Annotated in this window: 12 protein-coding genes and 5 pseudogenes; 9 read left to right on the top strand and 8 right to left on the bottom strand. The window is 69.1% G+C overall.

What is annotated here, in order from left to right:
• Positions 1-496: 496 nt before the first annotated feature.
• The gene (locus ABT137_RS37380; protein ID WP_351715741.1) at positions 497-2,743 is read right to left on the bottom strand and encodes an alpha-L-fucosidase; all 2,247 of its coding nucleotides are present in this window, start codon (positions 2,741-2,743) and stop codon (positions 497-499) included.
• A gap of 337 nt (positions 2,744-3,080) precedes the next feature.
• Here ABT137_RS37380 and ABT137_RS37385 point away from each other — a divergent pair.
• Positions 3,081-3,380, top strand: a pseudogene (locus ABT137_RS37385) (sugar ABC transporter substrate-binding protein); the annotation flags it as partial.
• Positions 3,381-3,670: 290 nt separating this feature from the next.
• Entirely contained in the window at positions 3,671-4,363 is a 693-nt protein-coding gene (locus ABT137_RS37395) for a FadR/GntR family transcriptional regulator (protein ID WP_351715742.1), read from the top strand.
• A 16-nt stretch (positions 4,364-4,379) separates the two neighbouring features.
• On the opposite strand, the pseudogene ABT137_RS37400 reads toward ABT137_RS37395, so the two are convergent.
• Positions 4,380-5,222, bottom strand: a pseudogene (locus ABT137_RS37400) (SGNH/GDSL hydrolase family protein); the annotation flags it as partial.
• Between the two features lie 137 nt (positions 5,223-5,359).
• Positions 5,360-7,702 (bottom strand): alpha-L-fucosidase, encoded by a 2,343-nt coding sequence (locus ABT137_RS37405; protein WP_351715743.1) that lies wholly within the window; start codon positions 7,700-7,702, stop codon positions 5,360-5,362.
• A 339-nt stretch (positions 7,703-8,041) separates the two neighbouring features.
• On the opposite strand from ABT137_RS37405, the gene ABT137_RS51110 reads away from it, so the two are divergent.
• The 3 genes from ABT137_RS51110 (at position 8,042) to ABT137_RS37415 (ending at position 10,601) form a co-directional block, all read left to right on the top strand.
• A complete protein-coding gene (locus ABT137_RS51110; protein WP_502984636.1) occupies positions 8,042-8,290 on the top strand; it encodes a hypothetical protein in 249 nt (82 codons plus the stop codon).
• A gap of 264 nt (positions 8,291-8,554) precedes the next feature.
• Entirely contained in the window at positions 8,555-8,944 is a 390-nt protein-coding gene (locus tag ABT137_RS51115; RefSeq protein WP_502984637.1) for an RICIN domain-containing protein, read from the top strand.
• 196 nt (positions 8,945-9,140) lie between these two features.
• On the top strand, positions 9,141-10,601 hold the full coding sequence (locus ABT137_RS37415; protein WP_351715745.1) for a non-reducing end alpha-L-arabinofuranosidase family hydrolase: 1,461 nt from the start codon (positions 9,141-9,143) through the stop codon (positions 10,599-10,601).
• A gap of 142 nt (positions 10,602-10,743) precedes the next feature.
• On the opposite strand, the gene ABT137_RS37420 is transcribed toward ABT137_RS37415, so the two are convergent.
• Together ABT137_RS37420 and ABT137_RS37425 are read right to left on the bottom strand one after the other, a co-directional pair.
• Entirely contained in the window at positions 10,744-12,495 is a 1,752-nt protein-coding gene (locus tag ABT137_RS37420) for a cellulase family glycosylhydrolase (protein ID WP_351715747.1), read from the bottom strand.
• Between the two features lie 148 nt (positions 12,496-12,643).
• Entirely contained in the window at positions 12,644-12,811 is a 168-nt protein-coding gene (locus tag ABT137_RS37425; RefSeq protein WP_351715748.1) for a hypothetical protein, read from the bottom strand.
• 637 nt (positions 12,812-13,448) lie between these two features.
• Between ABT137_RS37425 and ABT137_RS37430 the strand changes: the two genes are divergently transcribed.
• A complete protein-coding gene (locus ABT137_RS37430; protein WP_351715750.1) occupies positions 13,449-15,590 on the top strand; it encodes a beta-galactosidase in 2,142 nt (713 codons plus the stop codon).
• Positions 15,580-16,209 (top strand): annotated as a pseudogene (locus ABT137_RS37435) (oligopeptide/dipeptide ABC transporter ATP-binding protein); the annotation flags it as partial. The gene ABT137_RS37430 and the pseudogene ABT137_RS37435, both read left to right, overlap by 11 nt.
• 153 nt (positions 16,210-16,362) lie before the next feature.
• Here ABT137_RS37435 and ABT137_RS37440 read toward each other — a convergent pair.
• Complete coding sequence (locus ABT137_RS37440) at positions 16,363-17,061, bottom strand: TetR/AcrR family transcriptional regulator (protein ID WP_351715752.1); 699 nt, start codon at positions 17,059-17,061, stop codon at positions 16,363-16,365.
• Positions 17,062-17,162: 101 nt separating this feature from the next.
• Between ABT137_RS37440 and ABT137_RS37445 the strand changes: the two genes are divergently transcribed.
• Positions 17,163-17,720, top strand: a complete 558-nt coding sequence (locus tag ABT137_RS37445; protein ID WP_351715754.1) for a hypothetical protein — start codon at positions 17,163-17,165, stop codon at positions 17,718-17,720.
• 476 nt (positions 17,721-18,196) lie between these two features.
• On the opposite strand, the pseudogene ABT137_RS37450 reads toward ABT137_RS37445, so the two are convergent.
• Positions 18,197-19,212 (bottom strand): annotated as a pseudogene (locus tag ABT137_RS37450) (IS701 family transposase); the annotation flags it as partial.
• Between ABT137_RS37450 and ABT137_RS37455 the strand changes: the two are divergent.
• A pseudogene (locus ABT137_RS37455) lies at positions 19,200-19,325 on the top strand (SDR family oxidoreductase); the annotation flags it as partial. The pseudogenes ABT137_RS37450 and ABT137_RS37455 sit on opposite strands and share 13 nt — an antisense overlap.
• A gap of 375 nt (positions 19,326-19,700) precedes the next feature.
• On the opposite strand, the gene ABT137_RS37460 reads toward ABT137_RS37455, so the two are convergent.
• The gene (locus ABT137_RS37460) at positions 19,701-20,276 is read right to left on the bottom strand and encodes an RICIN domain-containing protein (RefSeq protein WP_351715756.1); all 576 of its coding nucleotides are present in this window, start codon (positions 20,274-20,276) and stop codon (positions 19,701-19,703) included.
• Positions 20,277-20,430 lie beyond the last annotated feature (154 nt).

Below are 20,430 nucleotides of genomic sequence, written 5' to 3' on the forward strand. Positions count from 1 at the left end.
GTTTCGTGCGAAACAAGAGCCTCTACACCGTGAATGGCATTGTCGATGCGCTTCGACAATCGTGCTTGAGTTCGCTGCGTGACCGTCCGTGCGGAGCAGGGGGGAGAGGTCCATGTCTCCGAGACGTCGGGAACCCCGGACGCGTCAGACAGAGTGGGAGCGGCTCAGGTTGCCGAACTTCTTTCGGGTCGTCGCCAAGGAGGGGCGCCGGCCCGCCCGGCGGCGGTGTGGCACGTGGCGCGGTCGGTCGCCACGACCGCTCCGCCGTGACCCGTACCGGCACGTCGCGGCTCCAGGACAACGGCGGGCAGCTCGCTGGGCCGACCGCGGAGCGGCTACGGTCACAGGGCGACCAGCCGCCTCCGCCGGTTGGTTCCGTCACCGACAGGCCATTGGATGAGGCGGGCACCCTGTCCGGAGCCCCCGGGACTGTCGATGACGTGCCGCTGTGGCGGGCGACGAGGCGGAAGGTGCCGTCGGCGTCGCGCTGGAGGCTTCAGGCGGGCCCAGGCCGGTGGGCTGTGAAGGACCACAGCAGATTGGTGCTGCTGCCGTACGTCCACTGCTTGGCGACGGAGCCCGAGTCGACGTTGCCGCCGCCGTCGAGGACCAGGCCGGTGGTGCGGTTGGCGATCGAGTAGGCGTCGCCGCCCCGGGAAGTGATCTTCCACTGCTGGTTGGTACCGCCGTTCCAGGGAGCCTGCCGGGCCGGAGAGCCGTCGGAGGTGGCGCCCCAGCCGTCGGCGACCATCCCGTTGGTGCGGTTGACCAGCCGGTAGTAGCCGTCGCCGACCGCCTCCGCCTGCCACTCCAGGTTGGAGCTGCCGTTCCAGGTCCACTGCTTGAGGTTGGACCCGGAGGCCACGCCGCCGCCGCTGTCCAGGGCGAGCCCGTTGGTGACGTTGGTGAGCCGGAAGTAGGTCGCCGGGTTGAACTGGACCCGCAGGGAGGCGATCTGGTCGTTGTTGCCGGTGACCCGCAGATCGGGGTTCTCGGCGGTGAACGTCCAGGAGGTGCCGCTGAAGTCGTCCCCGGAGTAGCCGATCACCTGGTAGCCGGGGGCCGGCCGGAGGGAGGAGATGCTGCCCGCGCCCAGCCCGGCCGAGGTGAGGTCGGCCGTCGTGTGGTCACCGACGGCGAGTACGGCCGAGGCGCCGCTGTAGTCGACGTCCGTGGAGGCGAGGGCGCCGGCGAGCGGCAGCAGGCCCGGGATCGTCCCGGAGAAGGTGAGCTTCAGGACGTAGGCGTTGGCGCTGTACGGCGCCGAGGACGGCAGGGTGACCGTGAGCCCGGAGGAGTTCTGGGTCGGCGTGAGCAGGTCGAGGTAGGTGCCGGCGGTGGTGCCGAGGAGCTTCACCGAAGTCAGCGACGACAGGTTGATCCGGTCCGAGCTCAGAGTCTTGATCGTCAGTGAGCTGCCGGGCCAGCCCAGGACGGTGGCGTACAGGACGGTGCCCGCCTTGTCGCGGGTGAAGCGGATGTCCTGCGGCGTGCCGGCGTGCGGGGTGGTGAAGGCGCCACCGCCCATCTTCGTCGGGCCCTCGCCGTACGCCGTCCAGGCGCGGGTCGAGTACACCGACTCGCCGAAGCGTTTCAGATGGTCCCCGATGCCGAGCAGGACGTCCTTCTGCGCCTGGGGTATGGTGCCGTCGGCCATCGGCGCGATGTTCAGCAGCATGTTGCCGTTCTTGCTGACCCGGTCCAGGAACGAGTGCAGCATCTGCTGGACGGTGTAGTAGCCGATGCCCTGGGTGTAGCACCAGCTGCTGCTGGAGATGCTGTCGTCGGTCAGCCAGTACGGGGAGGTCAGGTCCCCCGGACCGCCGCGCTCGTAGTCGAAGACCTCGCCCTTGCCGTTCAGGCCGTCCTTGTACGTGGCGACGACCTCACGGCCCCAGCCGACCGCCTGGTTGTAGTAGTACGCCAGGAAGTTCAGGCGCTGCGTCTCGTCGACCGCGTCCAGCTTGAAGTCCTGCCACAGGATGTCGGGCTGGGCGCGGTCGATGACCTCCTTGAGCTTGTCGTACCAGAGCTGGTTCTCGGCGGTCGAGCCCAGCTGCCCGTAGAGCTTCTTGAGGCTGGGGTCCGTCTGGGCGGGGACGAACTCGTAGAAGCCGTTGAAGTGGTACGCGTGATGCATGGCCACCAGCAGCTTGAGGCCCTTGGCACGGATGGCCGTGGAGAAGAGCCGCAGGAGATCCAGCCCCGGGCCCTTCTGCACCGAGTTCCACTCGTTGACCTGGCTGTCCCACATGGAGAAGCCGTCGTGGTGCTCGGCGACCGGGCCGGCGAACCTGGCGCCGGCGTCGACGAACAGCTGCACCCACTCGTCGGGGTCGAACTTCCCGCCCGCCGACTTCAGCTTCGGCGCGAACCGTACGAAGTCGCCCGCCAGGTCCTGCGCCCCGTTGATGAAGTTGTGGTACGGCCATGCCGATGGCCGGCCGTAGGTCGCGATGTGGTGCTGGTTGGCGTTGCTGCCCGCCTGGTACATGCTCCGCGGGTACCACTCGTTGTCGTAGGCGGGGACGCTGAAGACGCCCCAGTGGAAGTAGATCCCGAACTTCGCGTCCTGGAACCACTCCGGGGCCGGCGGGTGCCGGTCGACCGAGTTCCAGTCGGGCGTGTACGTGCCGGGCGCCGCCTGGGCGAACCCGGCACCGGAAACACCTCCGGCAACGGCCGCGGCGGCGACGCAGGTTGCACCGGCCAGGAAGTGGCGTCTGTTGATCGAACTCGACATGGAGACATCCCTGGTGCAGAAGGAGACAGGGGATTGCAGGGCGCCGCTCGTTAGGGACGAAGGTCTGTCATGTCTCCCTCGGCTGTCAACCGGTGTGCAGGGATGAATGGCGTCGAACAGTACGGCGTTTAGCTGGACTTGATATGTGTTTGAGGTGATTTGGTGTCACTCAAACATGGAATGTCTGTCAGGGACCCATGGGCGATTCGGGTCATCGGCCGGAGTCACCCGTTGCCACCGGTGGTGTGCGGGCCGGCATTTCGATGTTCGTTCGACCGCGAGGGCGGACAGTGTGCCAGGGAGATGCCTATGGACATCCCGTCTCTCTTGCGCGGCGATACGCAGATGTCGTCGAGGCGCATCGGCTCCCGCCACGGGACCGGCGCGAGGAAGCACCACACCGTTGGTCGGCGTCGACCACCCGCGCTCCGACACCGACTTCTGGAACTCGTACAGCGAGTGCACACCCCAGTACGCCAAGGTGCTGGGCCTGGACATGAAGACGAGCCACTCGCAGAACGACGTCGCCGAACTCACCGCCAACGCACAGACGTTCATCAGCCAGGGCGTAAAGGGCCTCGTGATGGCCCCGCAGGACACCGCCGCCATCGCGCCCGCCAACGTTGACGCGGCGAAGGCGGCGACCACGCCCGGAGATGTCTCCATGGCCACGCTCGCCGAGGCCGCAGTGCTCATCGCGGGGGATCAGCCCGCGTGAGGCAATGAACGGCGCCCGTCGCCCGGTACGCCAAGAGCACGTCCCAGTATCATCAACATCACTCTCGGCATCCGGAATCCCGAACAGGTCGTACGAAACGTGCAACTACGTGATCGGCACGTCCCCGACGGTCTCTGGGACGATCTCCGAGCTCAGGGGCTGATCAGGTTGGCCGTGCTCACGGAGCACGGCCGGGGCAGGGGTGTGCGATGACTCTGACGGACAAGGCCATCGAACAGCTCCGTGAGCTGATCAGAACCGGTTCCCTGCCGCCGGGCTCGAAGCTCCCACCGGAGCCGGACCTGGCCGCACAGCTGGGCCTGTCCCGCAACCTCGCCCGTGAAGCGGTCAAGGCGCTGGCCGTCGCGCGGGTCCTGGAGGTCCGGCGGGGCGACGGCACGTACGTGACCAGCCTGCAGCCGAGCCTGCTCCTGGAGGGGCTCGGTGGCGCGGTGGAGCTGCTGCAGGGCGACTCGGTCGCCCTGCAGGACCTCATGGAGGTACGGCGGCTCCTCGAACCCATGGCCACGGCCCTTGCCGCCACGCGGATCTCCGATGAGCAGCTGGCCGAGGTGAAGCGGCACCTGGACGCCATGCGCGAGGCCAGCGACGACGTCGAACGGCTCAACGCCCACGACACCGCCTTTCACCGCGCCGTCGTCTCGGCCACGGGTAACGAGACCCTCCTCACCCTCCTGGAAGGGATATCCGGCCGCACCCTGCGCGCCCGCATCTGGCGCGGGCTGGTCGACGACAAGGCCGCCGGCCGCACCCTCGCCGAGCACGAGGCCATCTTCAACGCTCTGTCCACCCGTGACGCCACCCTCAGCCAGGCCGCGGCACTGCTGCACGTGAGCAACACCGAGCAGTGGTTGAAGGAGCATCTGCACTCGGGCGGGTGACGTCGAGCAGGGGTCATCCGGCGGCCGGAGTGGTCCACTTCTGGTTGGAGCCGCTGCCGTTGAGCTGCGTGCCGTCGGTCGTGGAGAAACCAGGAACGTCCAGGCACCGGCCGGAGATTCCGGACCGCACGCGTGCGGCGGCGGGGGCCGGGTTCCTCAGCCATCCGGCGCGGTCCGCCGCCTGGATGCCCCGGTGGAAGGCGTCGGCCATCTTCTGGTAGCCCGCGTCGTTGGGATGCAGGGTATCGGTCAGGTCGGCCGTGATCAGGCAGCTCATGTCCACGTACGCGACGTGCTCGCCCGCGGCCTGTGCATCGCTCACGATCTGGTGGACGGCCTGGTTGTACGCGGCACGGTACTGCTCCTCGGAGCCGCTGGTGGACACGACCAGGGAGGCCACGAGGACGGTCGCGTCAGGCACGGCGGCGGTGATCTGGTCGACCAGCGACCTCAGCCGGTCGCCGGCGGTGGCGGGCTGGTGGTTCCCGTTGAGGTCGTTGGTACCGATATGCAGTGTCACGACGTCGGGCCGGTAGCGGGTCAGCGAGGCGTCGGCGAGTGCGGCGATCTGGTCGATGCGGTATCCGGAGTGGCCTTCGTTGTCGGGGTCGGACATCGAACCGCCCCGCAACGTGCCGACGAAGTCGAGCCGATGGCCGTCGGCGGCGAGCCTGTCCCACAACGGCCCCCGGTAGCCGTTGCCCGTGCTGCTTCCCACACCCCAGGTGATGGAGTCACCCAACGGCATGACCCGCAGGGGTGTGGTCGAGGCGGCGGAGACAGCGGTCACACCTGCCGCCGTCACCCCGAGCGCGGCCGTGGCACGCGCGATCAGGGTTCGAGCCCAAGACATCCTCATGCAGTGTCCTCCTCCGCCACTTGGTCTCGACAGCACAGCTTCTGATGCTTGTTCGCCGACCTCGGTCTCTCCGGGATCAGACCGGCAACATCCCGAGGGAGCGTGCCGGCGCGCGGCACGGCCTCCGCCCGGCGTCGTCACAGCGCGAGGATCTGCCAGTCCTGGTTGGAGCCGCCGGTGGCGGGCCACTGGATGACCGAAGCTCCGTCCGTGGTGGCGGCGTCCTTGACGTCGGCGCACCAGCCGGTGCGGACGTTGACGAGTTGGTGGTAGCCGCTGCTCTGGGAGGGCACCAGTTTCCACGACTGGTTGTCGCCGCCGTCGTCGGTCCACTGGTCCAGTCCGTCGCCCTGGGCTGAGTCGCCCGGGCTTTCCAGGACCTTGCCGCTGCGGATGTTCGACAGCCGGTAGGAGCCGTCGGTGTTGGGCAGCAGCTTCCACTGCTGGTTGGTGCCGCCGTTCCACGGCCACTGGATGACGGCGCCCCCGTCGGCGGTCGAGGCGTCGCTGACGTCCAGTACCTTGCCGCTGTTGCGGTTCACCAGCCGGACGGTGCCGATGTCCGCGCTGAAGGGCCGGTCGTAGACCTCCAGGTTGCGGATCGACGCCCAGACACCCGAGGGCAGCCCGGTGACGGTCACCCGCACGTACCGCGCCCGAGCGCGGAAGACGGAGACCTGCACCTGACTGGTGCCGGTGGTGGCGGTCAGGTCGGCCAGGGTGGTCCAGTTGGCGTTGTCGGTGGAACCCTCGATTCTGTAGCGGTAGTTCGTGGCCGGAGACTCCCAGGCGATGCGGGTTCCGGTCAGCGACCTCGCCGACCCCAGGTCCACCTTCAGCCACTGCCCCGTGTCGCCGTCACTCGCGCACCAGCGGGTCGCGGTGGAGCCGTCGACGGCCTTGTCCGCGGTGTTGCCCTTGGAGGTCTCCTCGCTGCCGGCCGTGGCCGTCTTGCCGACGGCGATGTCGGCCGGCTGCACGGAGCGGTCCAGCGTGACCCCGACGACGCTGTCCTCGGGGATGCGGGTGCGGTTGATTCCGGTGATCGTCACCTTGCCGTCCGAGCCGACGGTGTACGGCAGGTCGGTCCCTGTGGCGACTTCGAAGACGCGGGTGACCTTGGCGTCTCCGGTGGACGGGGTGGTGAAGGAGGTGCCGCTGTAGCCGGGCAGCAGGTGGACGTGGAAGGTGTCGTCCTTGTGCGTGAAGCCGTACTGGCCGTCCACCGGTTCCCACGGCCCGCCGCGCGTGCCGTAGACGGCCTGGCCGCAGGTGGACAGGAAGGCGCCGACCCTGCGCACCGCTGCGGCCTGGTCGGCGGGGACCACGCCGGTGCGGTCGGGGCCGACGTTGAGGAGGACGGTCATGTTGCGAACCCAGGAGTTGACCAGGATGTTCATGATGTCGCTGAAGCTCATCACGGGCGCGCCCGCCGTGTAGCCCCAGGCGCCGCCGATGGTGAAGCACTTCTCCGCCAGCCTGCCGGTGCGCATCGCGCCGCTCGGCACGGAACCGCCTTCCTCGCTGGTGAAATCCCCGATCCAGCCGGAGCGCAGAGTGGTGACGATGTCGGGCTGGTGCTTGCGCGCCAGGCCGGTCAGCCCCAACGGCTTGCCGGTCACGGAGTCGGTCTCGCTGTAGGCGGAGTCCACCGGCCACTCATTGGCCGGGTCGCGGAACTTGCCGGGCTCCCAGAAGAAGGCGGCGTCCGCGTCGGTGCCCTGCTGGCCGAGCCAGCCGCCGTCCCACCACAGGTCGTCGATCTTGCCGTACTGGGTGACCAGTTCCTTGACCTGTTGGTAGACCTCGTTCTTCATGATCCGCGCGTTCTCCTTGTGCGCGGGATCGGTGACGTAACCCCAGTTGTTGGGCAGGCAGTTGGTGCCGCGGACGTCGTAATAGCCGGGGTAGCGCCAGCTCAACGGCGAATAGTACAGACCCACCCGCAAGCCCGCGTCGCGCACGGCGGTGACGTACTGGCTGATGAAGTCACGCTGCAGGGGCGCCTGTCCGCTGTGCCAGGCGTTCGGGTGCGTGGACGGCCACAGCGCGAACCCTTCGTGGTGGCGGGCCGTGAGCACCGTGTACCGGGCGCCCATGTCCTTGGCCAGCTGCGCCCAGTCGAGAGGGTTGTACGCGACGGCGGTGAACTGCTCGCCGGTGGCGTCAGTGACGTACTTCCGGTAGTTCTCCGGGGTGATGGCGGCGTTCTCCATGAACCACTCGCCCCGGGCCGGGCCGGAGTAGACGCCCCAATGGATGAACATGCCGAGCTTGGCGTCCTGCAGCCACTGGATCTTCTCGTCGGGCTGCTGCTCGATGCCCAGGTCCGGTTGGGGGACCCGCAGCGGGAGCAGGGGCAGAGGCTGTGGGGAAGCGGCAGCCTCGGCGGCGGTCGCCGACGTCGGCGAGAGGGCTGTGACAACCGTCATGGCGGCCATGCCGGTCAGCACTCTGCGGCGACTGATCGGTTCGGACAAGGATCTCTCCTGACTGTTCGCAGAACCGAACGGACTGTGGTGCGGCGTGCGGGGGAGCAAGCACAGGCAGGGCCCCCTGCGGTGGACCGCATGGGGCCGCACCACCCGAGAACATAGGATGTATTAGCGGGTCTGGTGATGCTCGCTGTCCAGAGGTACGACGCGAATGCCTCGAAAGTGCCGATGCCGTGACGGGGGCTCCCGTTTGGTCGATGTTTGACATGGGATGTATTTACCTGGCGGTAACCGTTGACGAGGGCATGCCTAGTGCCTACCGTCCTGCGACGGATCCGAACAGATTTCAACAACAGGAAGCTTGTCGCTCGGAGCGGAGTGCCGATGCTCAGACGTGTGTTCCCCTCGTTTCTCGTCCTTGTCCTCGGCCTGTTCACGCTGCTCGCCGTCGGTGCGCCGGCCCAGGCGGCCCCGGTCACCGTGACCAACGGGACGCAGTTCACCGACACCACGGGTGCCGTGGTGCACGCCCACGGCGGCGGGGTGATCAAGGTGGGCGCGTACTTGTCGACGGTGACTACGCCTGGCGGGGCAGCTTCCGCCCGCCGTCCGGTACGACGTCCCGGGACATGACCCTGTTCAAGGACGGCGACGGAACGGCGTACCAGGTCACTTCCGCGGCCGGCAACGCCGACCTGCACATCTACAAGCTCACCGCCGACTACACGGGCTGCGACAGTCTGGTCGCCAACCCGTGGCCGAACAACTACCGCGAATCACCCGCGCTGTTCAAGCGTGACGGCGTCTACTTCATGCTCACGTCCGGCACCAGCGGCTGGAATGCCAACCAGCAGAGGTACGCCACCGCCACCAGGCCTGGCCGGCCCCTGGACCGCCATGACCGAGATCGGCGACGCCACCGCCTACGGCTCCCAGACGACGTTCGTGCTGCCGGTGCAGGGAACCTCGGGCACCTCCTACCTCTACATGGCCGACCGCTGGGGCAACTCCATGGGCGGAACCGTCAACGACTCCCCGTACGTGTGGCTGCCGCTGACCTTCCCGACCAGGACCACCATGAACCTGCCGTGGTACCCCCAGGTCGCCATCGACACGGCCGCCGGCACGGTCACCGGAGTGGGCGGCGGCCCGTACTACAACCTGGTCGCCCGGCACAGCGGCAAGTGCCTGGACGTCCTCAACCGGTCCACCGCCGACGGCGCCCGCCTCATCCAGTGGCCCTGCGGTACCGGCGCCAACCAGCAGTTCCAGCGGCCCGCGGCCTGAGCCGGCCGGCAACGCCCACCGACGATTCCTGCAACAGCGCGCCCCGGCCCCGCCCGGGGCACGTCCCCCCACAGCGGCGAGGTCGCCGCGCTCGGTGAAGGAGAGACAGATGACGGGCATGCGTACGGCATGCAGGGTGGTCCCGTGGTGGCGACGCGGGAGGCGAACGGCCGTGCTCGCTGCGGTGACCGCCCTGATGGCAACGTTTCTGACCGCCTTGGGCACCGCCGGGACGGCGCAGGCGGCCACCGTGGACACGAACGCGTCATATGTGCTGGTCAACCGGGGCAGTGGCAAGGTGCTCGACGTGGCGAATGCGAGCACTGCCGACGGGGCGAGCCTGACGCAGTGGCCCCGCACCGACGGTGCCAACCAGCAGTTCCAGTTCGTCGACTCGGGTGGCGGCTACTACCGGTTGAAGGCGCAGCATTCCGGCAAGGTGCTCGACGTGCTCAACTACTCCACGGCCGATCACGCGGACATCGCGCAGTGGAGCGACCTCGACGGCACCAACCAGCAGTTCCGGCTGGCCGACTCGTCGGACGGTTACGTCCGTCTGATCAACCGCAACAGCGGCAAGGCCGTCGAGGTCGACAACGCCTCCACCGCGGACGGTGCCAAGGTCGTGCAGTTCACCGACTGGGGCGGGGCCAACCAGCAGTGGCAACTGGTCCGCGTCGGCTCCGGCAGCGGCGGCGCACTGCCCTCGACCTTCCGGTGGTCCTCCAGCGGCGTTCTGGCCGGCCCGAAGCCGGACGCACAGCACAGCACCGTGGCCATCAAGGACTTCTCGGTGATCCGCAACAACGGCCAGTGGGTGGTCTACGCCTCGGCCGTGGGCCCGAACTTCGGTTACGGTCTGGAGCAGTTCAGCTTCAGTGACTGGTCACAGGCCGCGTCGGCACCACACGCGTACCTGGACGCGTCGCCGATGGGACCGGGCTACCGGGCCGCGCCCCAGGTGTTCTACTTCGCGCCGCAGAACCTGTGGTACATGGTCTACCAGACCCCTGCGCCCACCTACTCCACCAGCACCGACCCCGCCGACCCGAAGTCGTGGTCCGCGCCGCGCACCTTCATCGCCCAGGAGCCGCCGATCGTCACCCAGAACAAGGGCAACGGCACCTGGATCGACTTCTGGGTCATCTGCGACACGGCAAACTGCCACCTGTTCTTCAGTGACGACAACGGTCACATCTACCGTGCGGAGACCAGCCTGGCGAACTTCCCGAACGGTTTCGGGAACACGCAGATAGTGATGTCGGACTCCAAGAACAACCTGTTCGAGGCGACCAACGTGTACAAGGTCGCCGGCAGCAACCAGTACTTGCTCATTCAGGAGGCCATCGGCAACTCCACAGGCCGGCGTTACTTCCGTTCCTTCACCTCGACCAGCCTCACCGGCGGCTGGAGCCCCCTCGCCCACACGTGGGACGAACCCTTCGCCGGCCGCAGCAACGTCACCTTCCCGGGCGGTGCCTGGACCCAGGACATCAGCCACGGCGAGATGGTCCGTGCCGGCAACGACCAGACCCTCCCCATCGACCCCTGCCGGATGCAGTACGTCTACCAGGGCGTGGACCCGAACGCCGGCGGCGACTACAACGCGCTGCCCTGGCGGATGGGCCTGCTCACCCAGACCAACTCCACCTGCTGACCGCCCGAACGCACCCGGAGGCCGACGGCGGCACACTTCCCCTCTTGCCGGAGGGCTGAAACCGGGCCGGCCCGTGCGACCGGCGATCTCCGGAGGGCGGTGTCCGCCCGGGGGAGTCTCTCCGGGCGGACACCGCCCCACCTCAGGACGCCGTACCGCTCACCGTGCTTCCCGACTTGGCCACGTGGTACGTCATGGTGGCGCCGCTCCAGAAATGGAAGGTGAGCTTCACCGGTGCGTTGTCCTTGACCGCGTCGAGGAAGGCGGGAGTGAGCCGGATGATGTTCTTGGCGTAGTCCGGCGCGAAGGCGGTGTTGAACTGCTGGTACGGGCTCCAGTTGGTCTGGCCCGCGCTCCCGCCGTCGGCGTACTGGGCCTCCATCGTCGCCAGCAGATCACCCCGGAACTGCGTGGGGATACTGAACGAACCGGTCGTGCCGGTCGTGCTCGACTGTACCGGGGCGTCCTGGGAGATCACCCGGATCCGCCAGGGGACTCCCTGAGAGAACTCGGCCTGGAGCGTCGCCCTGACCCCGTAGGAACGGTTGCCGACGAGCCGCGTGAGCGCGGGAGCCTTCAGGGTGAGCCGGTTGCCGGAGAGGGTGTAGTCCCTGCCGCCGACCAGCTTGGTGGTGCCCTGCTTGAGAGCCTTGAACGTGGTTCCGTTCAGGTTCAGCGTGAGCGTACGGTCCTTGACGGCACCGGACTTCGGTACGAAGACGTCGTCCGAGGAGGCGGTTGCCGAGCGCGTCGTCCAACTCGACCTGATCTGGCGGAAGAGCCCCGCATCCTTCCACCGACGCTTGCCGCGGTCGTAGAAGGCGCCGTTGTCCCACAGCTCGGTGGTGACCTTGTTACTGCGGGCGGCGTGGCCGAGCGCCTCGAAGTACTTCAACATCTCGCCGCGCTCCACGGCGCCGGGACCGCTGTCGTAGCTGAGCAGGCCGTACTCGCCGAGGACGACGGGGATGCCCTTCGCGACGAAGGTGTCGTGCATCCGCTTGAACGTCTTGTTCAGGTCTGCCTGGGCCTGCGCGTCGAAGCGGGTGGCGCCGGCGACGTTCACGCTGAACGGGAAGTAGCCGTAGTAGTGCACGGTGGCGATCAGCCGGGAGTCGTGCAGCGACTTGATCGTGGTGGCCAGGTTGTCCATCAGCCGCTGGTCGGGGGTGCAGACCTCGGTGGGCAGCATGAGCAGGCGCTTGGTGTTGCCGCCTCCCGACGCGCGCACGACCTTGTGGAAGGACGTGTTCAGCTCGTTGAGCAGCTGGGCCGAGCGGGAGGTGTCGGCGTTGTCGAACTTGGGCTCGTTGACGCTCTCGAAGAGCAGCTGGGAAGGCTCGTTCCGGAACGCGGTGGCGATCTGGGTCCAGGTCGTGTTGAAGCGGGCCAGGACCTGGTCGTGATCGGTGGACATCTTGCTGGTCCACTGCCAGGAGTCGTGATGGACGTTGATGATCACGTAGAAGCCGTCGGCGATCGCCCAGTCGACGACCTGTCTGACCCGGCTCAGGTACGCCGGGTCGATCGTGTAGTTCGGCCCCGCACCCTCGTGGTCGCTCCAGGTCACGGGGATTCGGATGCTCTTGAAGCCCTGGGCGCGGACCGAGTCGAGCAGCGCCTTGGTCGTGCGGGGCTGACCCCAGCTGGTCTCGTCGGGGATGGCGTCCAGGCTGTTGCCCAGGTTCCATCCCGGCTGCATCGCGGCCACGGCCGCCATCGCGTTGCCGGGAACCGGGGCCGGCGCCGCGGACGCCTGAGGCCTGCTGTCGTCGCCGAATATCCCGAAGACGGCGCCGTAGGCGATGACGCCTGCGGCGGTCAGTGCCAGCGGTGTACCCACTGCGAGCCGAAGCCGGCGTCGGCGGTGCTGTGGGGCCTGCTGCTTCTTCATCGCTCATCCGTTCTGGAAGATCGAGCCTGTGTCTCCCCTTTGTGGCCGCCGCCGGGCAGAGGGGTTGCCGTCATTCTCAGAAAGAATTCAGATTCTGCCGCCGGGTCCGGCTCCGTGCGGCGGCATGCTTTCGTCCCGGCCGTCGGGTTCAGACCGGGTACGGCAGGTCGGCCTCCGAGGTGCCGGCGGGCCGGGTGTGCCCGGTCGCGTCCGGGCCCCCGATCCGCAGCTGCCACAGGTGCGGGCTGTCGGTGGTCACGTGCATGCGGCCGCCCCGGCGGCGCAGGCGTGTCGTAGCCGACGTGGACATGGACATGGCCGCGACCGTCAGGCCGAGCCGTCGCCGCGCTGGTCCAACGGGAGTGCGGGCGCGCGCAACGCCCGCCTGCCGACGGTGGGCAGGAACGCGGAACCCACGGGCGGGTCACCTCGAAGTGCAAGAGGGAGGTCGGTTTGGTGAAGCGCTTCGACGCCGGTCACTTCCCAAGATGTGATGTCAATACCTGGTAACCGAGGACGGTTCCCTTGTCCACAGCGTCTTGCCTGGTCAGAAAATTCTCATTAGCTTGGCTTTCTGGGTGAAGCGCTTCGACACGACCGTAGGGGCTGCCACCATGAGTCATATGAGTCACCGGAGAGTCGTTGCTGCCGTCCGCGGGCCCCGCGGTGAGCCACACCCCCGGGGGACGGCTTGGCTGCGTGACCGGTCTGCCGAAGAACCCCAGCACCACGGGTTCGCGGGGGACGGCATCGAGGCGCGTGTGATCTCGCGCGTGGTCATGGCCACACAGCCGGGGCCCGCGGGCCCGACCGTCCTCGGCATGCGGAAAACCGAGCCGTCCGCAGTCCGCGAGGCACGCACCTCTGACACCCACCACCTCAGCGCCCCGGCCGCCGGGACCCACGACCGGATTCCGACGGCCGGGACACATCCGTCTCCTTGAGGGCCTCACATGACTGATCTGCCCCCGCGCGTCCTGTTCGGCGCCGCCTACTACCACGAGTACCAGCCGTACGAGCGGCTCAAGACGGACCTCGATCTCATGGTGGAGGCGAAGTTCACCGTCATCCGCGTCGGCGAGTCGGTCTGGTCCACCTGGGAACCGGAGAACGGCCGGTTCGAACTCGACTGGCTGCGGCCCGTCCTCGACGGTGCCCGCGAGCGCGGCATCTCCGTCGTCCTCGGAACTCCCACCTACGCGGTGCCGCCGTGGCTGGCCCGGCAGTACCCGGAGATCGCCGCCGAGGACGCCACCGGGCGCCGCGCCGCGTGGGGTGCCCGACAGGAGGTCGACATCACGCACCCGGCCTTCCGCTTCCACGCGGAGCGGGTGATCCGCGCCATCGCGGCCCGTTACGCCGATCACCCCGCGGTCATCGGCTTCCAGGTCGACAACGAGCCGGGCCCGCGGCTGCCGCACAACCACGGTGTCTTCCAGCGGTTCGTGGACGACCTGCGGCAGCGGTACGGCGATGTGGAGACCCTCAATCGCGAGTGGGGGCTGGTGTACTGGTCGCACCGGCTGTCCACCTGGGCCGACCTGTGGAAGCCGGAGGGCAACGCGCAGCCGCAGTACGACCTGGCCTGGCAGGCGTTCCAGGTGCGTCAGACCACCGAGTTCATCGCCTGGCAGGCCGGCATCGTGCGCGAGTACGCGAGACCCGGCCAGTTCGTCACCACGTGTCTCGCCTACGGGTCCCCCGGCCTGGAGGACGACGAACTCACCGACAGCCTGGACATCACCGCAGGCAATCCGTACTACGACATGCAGGACAGCCTCACGATGCCCGAGCCGCCGCGCCAGAAGCTGCCGCAGCAGTGGATGGCGTACGGCGCGTGGGCATTGCACCAGAGCGCCGACCGGATCTACTCCTCGCGCCAGGAGCCGTTCCTGATCACGGAGACCAACGCCCAGGCCATCGGCGGCACGTCCGACAACCGGCCCGCCTTCGACGGGCAGTGGCGGCAGGCCGCGTGGGCGCTGGTCGCGCGCGGGGCCCGCATGATCGAGTACTGGCACTGGCACACTTTGCACTTCGGCGCCGAGACGTACTGGGGCGGGATCCTCCCGCACAGCGGACGACCCGGGCGCGCGTACCGTGAACTCGCCCGACTCGGCGTCGAGTTCGAGCGGGCCGGGGACCTGGTCGCCGGGATCGCGCCGGACGCGGACATCGCGATGGTGTACTCGGCGCCGAGCATGTGGCTGATGCGCAGGCACCCGCCGCTCGCCCGCCCCGACGGCGGTCCGGACGCGGGTGCCTACGAGGGCATCTTCGAGCCGTTCTACCGGGGCGCGTTCGAGGCGGGCCGCCAGGTACGGATTCTGCACGCACGTCAGTTGTACGACCCGCGGGGCGAACGCCCGGGTCTGGCACCGGAGGCGGCGGCCGAGTTGCACCCCGTCCTCATCGCTCCCGGGCTGTACGTGGTGGACGACGGGACGCTCGACTGGCTCGGCGCCTACGCGGAGGCGGGCGGCCACCTCGTCCTCGGTCCCCGCACCGGCTACGGCGACCATGAGGCGCGGGCCCGCCACGAGGTGACACCGGCGCGACTGGTGCGGGCCGCGGGCGTCCGCTACGACGAGTTCAGCAACCTGCATGCCGACCTGCCGCTGCGCACCGCGCCGGGCAGCCCGCTCCGGCTGCCGGGCGGAGCGGTGGCCACCCGTTGGGTGGAGGGCCTGGCCGTCGTGGACGCCGACATCCTGGCCGAGTACGATCACCCGCACTTCGGGCGCTGGCCCGCCGTCACCAGCCGCCGGCACGGCGCGGGCCGCATCACGTGCGTGGGTACCGTGCCCGGCCGCGACCTGGCCCACACGCTCGCCGCGTGGCTCGCGCCCACCCCGTGCAGCGGCTGGCAGGGCCTGCCGGACTCGGTCACCGTCGCCACCGGCACCGCTCCCGACGGCCGGCGCGTCCACGTCGTCCACAACTGGAACTGGCAGCCGGCCACCGCCCAGGCGCCGGTGGACCTGACCGATGCCCTGGACGGCTCCGTGGTGCCGGCCGGTACGCCCGTGCCGCTCGGTGCCTGGGACGTCCGCGTCCTCGCGGCCGCACCGGGGGCCGCCGCGCATGACCGGTGACGCCCACAGCCGGGCCGGGACGAGGGCGCCACCCTGCCCGCTGCCGCCCTCGCGGTCGGCTGGAGCGCCTACGTCGGCCAGATCACCCGCACCGCACTACGTGAGGAGCAGACCCGCGAGCACGTGGAGACCGCGCTGGGCCGCGGCGTACCTCCCGCGCTCGTCTTCCGCCGGGACATCCTGCGCACGGCCTCCTCCAACGCGTCATGATCGCCGCCGCGCTGCTCGCCGAACCCCGCCTGATCGTCGCGGACGAACCCACCACCGCGCTCGACGTCACCACCCAGGAAGAGGTCCTGGCCATCGTCGACCAGCAGCTCCGCGCGTGCGGTCTGGCCCTGATCCTGATCACCATGGCCTGGACCTCGCCACCGCTGTCACGGACAACCTGGCTGTGCTGTCTGCCGGTTCGCTCGCGGAGCCCGGTCCGGCGTGCACGCTCCACGGCCATCCCCTGCACCCTCACACGGCGGCCCTGTTGGCCGCCCGGCCCAGCACCACGCAGCGGGGCCGGCCGGCGGCGATCCCCGGCCGGCCCAGGGCCGCGTACACGATCGAGCAGGGGTGCGTGGTCGCCCCGCGCTGTCCGCACGCGCTCGACCTGTGCCGCGCACAGGCCCCGCCGCCTGCTCGACGCTGTGCCACGGGCCGGCGCGAGGCCCAGACGACAACAGCGCTGAAATTCGGGTCATGGGAGCCCCGCCGCCTGCGCCGGGGACTCCTCTCCACCGCGGCCCAACTCGTCACCACCCCCCGCCCGCCCCGGCCGTGGTTACGTGCTGGGCGGCGAGCACTCGATGTCGGAGACCGTCGTGGCCGCCGAGGCGGCCTGGCCGGGTGCGGAGGCGGCGCGCTCGTCGAGCCCTCGGGCGGTGTGGATCCGCAGCAGTCCCACAATGCCACGCAGCAAGGTCTCGCCGGCCAGGACGGGGTCGCCGAGGTAACCGGCACTCATCGCACCGTCACGGAGCATGACGAAGTGCCGCCCGGCGTGCTCGGCCTCTGCTGCGGCGATCTCGGCGAACAGTCCGGTGATCGTCTGCAGAAACCATGCGCGGTGCTGCACGACGGCTCGGTGGACCGGGTGGTCGGGAGCGGGGAATTCCGCTGCCGCGTTGAGGAAGGCGCATCCGCGGTAGCCGGGCGAGCGGATCTGCTCGACCAGGGACACACCGATGCCCCGCAGGATGCCGTCGGTCGGCACGTCCGCGGCCATCAGGGAGTCGATCTGGGCGCGGATCGACTGGTCGACGCCTTCGATGTAGGCGACGGCCAGGTCTTCTTTGCTGCGGAAGTGGCGGTAGAAGGTGGCGTTGGTGACCTTCGACTCGGCGACCAGACGGTCGACACCCACCGTGTGGATGCCCTCCGCGTAGAAGAGCTGCCCGGCGATCCTCAAGAGCCGTTCCCGGGCCTCGGAGACCCGCCGGCCGGTGCCTGTGCCGGCTTCCGTCTTTGCCATGTCACCCATTGTAGCGGGTAGAACGCTCTCTCTTGTCTCCTCGGGAAAGGCGTGCCAGGCTGCACAGAAGAGAGAGCGTTCTCTCTATCCCGCAGTCATTGGAGAACCCCATGGCATCCACCGCCTCCGCCGAGCCCATTGGTGCCGCGCCCGCCCTGCGTCGGCTGTACGTCATCCGCTTCGTCTTCGCCGCCGCTTGGGCCGCGCTCCTGCTGCTGTCCGGCTCCGAGCTCACCGCCGAGGCCAAGTTGCTGCTGTTCCTCTACCCCGCCTTCGACGTGGCCGCGGCCGTCGTCGACGCCAGGTCGGCACGCGCCGCCGGGCCGGTCAAGGGCCTGTACGCCAACATGGCCGCCAGCGTGCTCGCCGCCATCGGGGTGGCGGTCGCCAGCACTTCGGGCGTCGCCGACGTGCTCCGTGTCTGGGGCGCGTGGGCGGTCGTCTCCGGCCTCGTCCAGCTCCTCGTGGGCGTCGCGCGCCGATCCATGGGCGGCCAGTGGGCCATGATCCTCAGCGGCGGCATCTCCGTCCTCGCCGGCGCGACCTTCATCCGAAGCGCCGCACAGGACAACCCCTCGCTGGCCACCCTCGCCGGCTATGCCACGCTCGGCGGGATCTTCTTCCTCGTCTCGGCGATCCGACTGTCCCGCTCGACCCCCACGCGCTGACCCCTGTCGACCGAGGACCGCGCCGGCCAGACGCGGCGCACGCGTCGGGACGTGTCCCGACAGGGTCCGGCCCGGCCCGCATCGCCGAGGCCGAGCGTGAGGCCTGGCTCGGCGAGGTCGAAGGACTGAAGGTCAGCCTTGCCGACACCGAGGATGAGCGGGCCCTGATCGACAGGCGGTCCCAGAGGTCGCCATCGGCCTCGGTATGCCTACGACCAGGAGGGGGGACCTTGAGTAGCGGCGCATATCGAGAAGAACCAGGCCGCGATGTGAGCACGTGGACGCTCGATCAGCCGCAGACGTTCATCCATGACGCCCACGGTCAGCAACTTGAGACGGCACGCGTCGCCGCGCAGGGACAGGCCTACAGCTCCAGCCACCCCCGAGAGAACCCTTCGCCAGTGGGCGAAGCTGTCGCTGCTCGCGAACCGGCGCATGCTCGACAACGCCGAGGGGCCCTCTGCGCAAGTAGAGGGTCAGGCCGGCGTGTGTGCTTTTGGGTCGAGTCGCCGCAGGGTGAGGAAGGCCTGGGCGGCGGTGACGAGGGTGACGTGGTGGTGCCAGCCGCGCCAGGTCCGGCCCTCGAAGTGGTAGAGGCCGAGACCGCCTTTGAGTTCGCGGTAGTAGTGTCCGATCCGCCGGCGCACCTTCGCCCATCGCGCGAGTTCCTCGACGGGGGTGGTGGCGGGAAGGTCGGAAATCCAGTAGCCGGTCGGAGCGTCCTGCCCGGCAGGCCACTCCAGCAGCAGGGTGCGGGCAGGCAGAACACCGTCCCACCGGTAGTGCCCACCGCCTGCCTCCTGTGCGGCGTCCAGGGACTGCTTGCCCGCCAGGCGCACGGTGAGCACGGCGAACCGTGAGGTCCTCCGCCCCTTGCCGCCCTGCCTCCAGGTGACCTCGGCGAGCGTGTCCGCGGGGATGCGGGCTGCGTGCCAGGCCATGGCCTGTGGCGGGGTCCGGTAACGCGGTCCCAGGCCGCCGTAGGCAGGCCGGTGCGGCTCGGCCTCCTCCGGGTGGGCGACCTCCTTGCCGGTCAGTGCCAGCACGTAGGCCAGGCCGCGGCCTTCCAGGCCGAGGCGGAAGGGGGTGCTGACGCCGTAGCCGGCATCGGCAACACGACCGGGGCCTTCAGTCCCTGCTCGGCGAGCCCGTCGAGCAGTCCGAGCGCCAGGCGCCACTTCCCCTGATGGCCTGTGCCCTGGGAAACTCCTGCCCTACGGCAGCGGTCCGGCTCATCCGTCCGTTGCCCCGGCAGATACAACTGCCACTCCTACGAACACGATGCCGTGTCCGTGGCGGCATGGACGCTGATTGCGACCATGCAGTTCGCCCCTTTGCCGACCGCTCCGCAGTACTGGCGGGCGACCCCGGCCGACGCCCTGCCGCACTTGGGAAACGCCACATCGTCGACGACCCACACCTCGGGGCGGGTCGCCTCGCACAACCGCTCGGCGATCCGCCGCCGCACCGAACTGTCCCCACCTGCACTACGGGGACGAGGGCGCGATCGCGGCCGTCGGCCGAACCGCCCCGCTCGGTCGGCTATCCGACCCCGCTGAGATTGGCGACGCCTGCATCTTCCTGGCCTCCTGCGTCAGGCGCGCCTGACTGCTCGTCCACGGCGGAGGCGAGCGGCCCGCCTTCCTGGACGCGGCAGCCAACAAGTGACCAGCACCACCGCCAACCGCTCGTCAGCTCCTGAGGATGCGCACCATGACGGGACTGTGCACTGGACGTGTCGTCGTAGTCACCGGAGAGGGTTGCGGGCTCGGCCGCGGGCATGCCCGAGCCTTCGCCGCCGAGGGAACGAAGGGCGTGGTCAACGACCTGGGCGTCGGCCTCGAGGCACCGCGGCAAGGGACGGTGCCGGCCCGCGTTGCGCCGGCACCGCCCCTCAGGTCCTTTGCTTTCCTCGGTCCACGCCGGCAGCAGCGCACCGACGCGGTTGAGCGGGGTGTGCGGCCTGCGGCGCGGAGGGAATCAGTCCACGTTCACCACCTGCCATAGCTGGCTGTCGGCGTTCGTGTCCGTCGTCTGCACGAGCTGAGCGCCTGCTGTCGTCGACGAGCCGGACACCGCGAGCAGCTTGCCGCTGTTCACATTCTTGATCTTGTAGTAGCCGTTTCCGCCGGCGACCAGTGTCCAGTGCTGGTCCGCACCGTTGTCGTCGGGCTGCTGACTGATGGTCGCGCTGTCCGCCGTGGACCCGCTGGTGACGTCCAGCAGCAGACCGCTGTTCTGGCTGACGATCTCGTAGCTGCCGTCACCCACCGCAACCCACCGCCAGCGCTGGTTCTGCGCTCCGGTGTCGTTCCACTGGATGATGTTCGCCCCGGCGGAAGTCGATCCGCCCGCGACGTCGGTCGCCTTGCCGCTGTTCTTGTTGAGGACCTTGTAGAACGCGTTGGTGGCGGGGAAGGGGATGGAGGCGAACGCGTCCAGCGCGCAGACGGTGTTGGAAGAGGCCGCGTTCTTCATCCCGGTGCACACGATTTTGATCGTGTGGGGACCCGCGGCGAGATCCGTCTTCTCGAACAGCGGCACCTGCTTCGTCACCGTCGAGGCATAGGCGTCGATGCCCGACTGCGATGGTGTCCGAACCGCGGGACTGCGTGGGCTGCGAGCACCGGGCCCAGGGCGCGCGGACCGCCGCCGAGGTGCAGTGCCGCCAACGCGAGAGTCAGGGGAGCGACGGCCGAGCCCGACCACG

The organism is Streptomyces sp. NPDC001980, assembly GCF_040296885.1.
Lineage (GTDB): Bacteria > Actinomycetota > Actinomycetes > Streptomycetales > Streptomycetaceae > Streptomyces.

Bases quoted from the DNA above. Each gene is read 5' to 3' on its own strand.
- ABT137_RS37425 (WP_351715748.1), bottom strand. From the start codon at position 12,811: ATGTCCATGTCCACGTCGGCTACGACACGCCTGCGCCGCCGGGGCGGC.
- ABT137_RS37415 (WP_351715745.1), top strand. From the start codon at position 9,141: ATGGCAACGTTTCTGACCGCCTTGGGCACCGCCGGGACGGCGCAGGCG.
- ABT137_RS37440 (WP_351715752.1), bottom strand. From the start codon at position 17,061: ATGGGTGACATGGCAAAGACGGAAGCCGGCACAGGCACCGGCCGGCGG.
- ABT137_RS37430 (WP_351715750.1), top strand. From the start codon at position 13,449: ATGACTGATCTGCCCCCGCGCGTCCTGTTCGGCGCCGCCTACTACCAC.
- ABT137_RS37445 (WP_351715754.1), top strand. From the start codon at position 17,163: ATGGCATCCACCGCCTCCGCCGAGCCCATTGGTGCCGCGCCCGCCCTG.
- ABT137_RS51115 (WP_502984637.1), top strand. From the start codon at position 8,555: ATGACCGAGATCGGCGACGCCACCGCCTACGGCTCCCAGACGACGTTC.
- ABT137_RS51110 (WP_502984636.1), top strand. From the start codon at position 8,042: ATGCTCAGACGTGTGTTCCCCTCGTTTCTCGTCCTTGTCCTCGGCCTG.
- ABT137_RS37395 (WP_351715742.1), top strand. From the start codon at position 3,671: ATGACTCTGACGGACAAGGCCATCGAACAGCTCCGTGAGCTGATCAGA.
- ABT137_RS37380 (WP_351715741.1), bottom strand. From the start codon at position 2,743: ATGTCGAGTTCGATCAACAGACGCCACTTCCTGGCCGGTGCAACCTGC.
- ABT137_RS37420 (WP_351715747.1), bottom strand. From the start codon at position 12,495: ATGAAGAAGCAGCAGGCCCCACAGCACCGCCGACGCCGGCTTCGGCTC.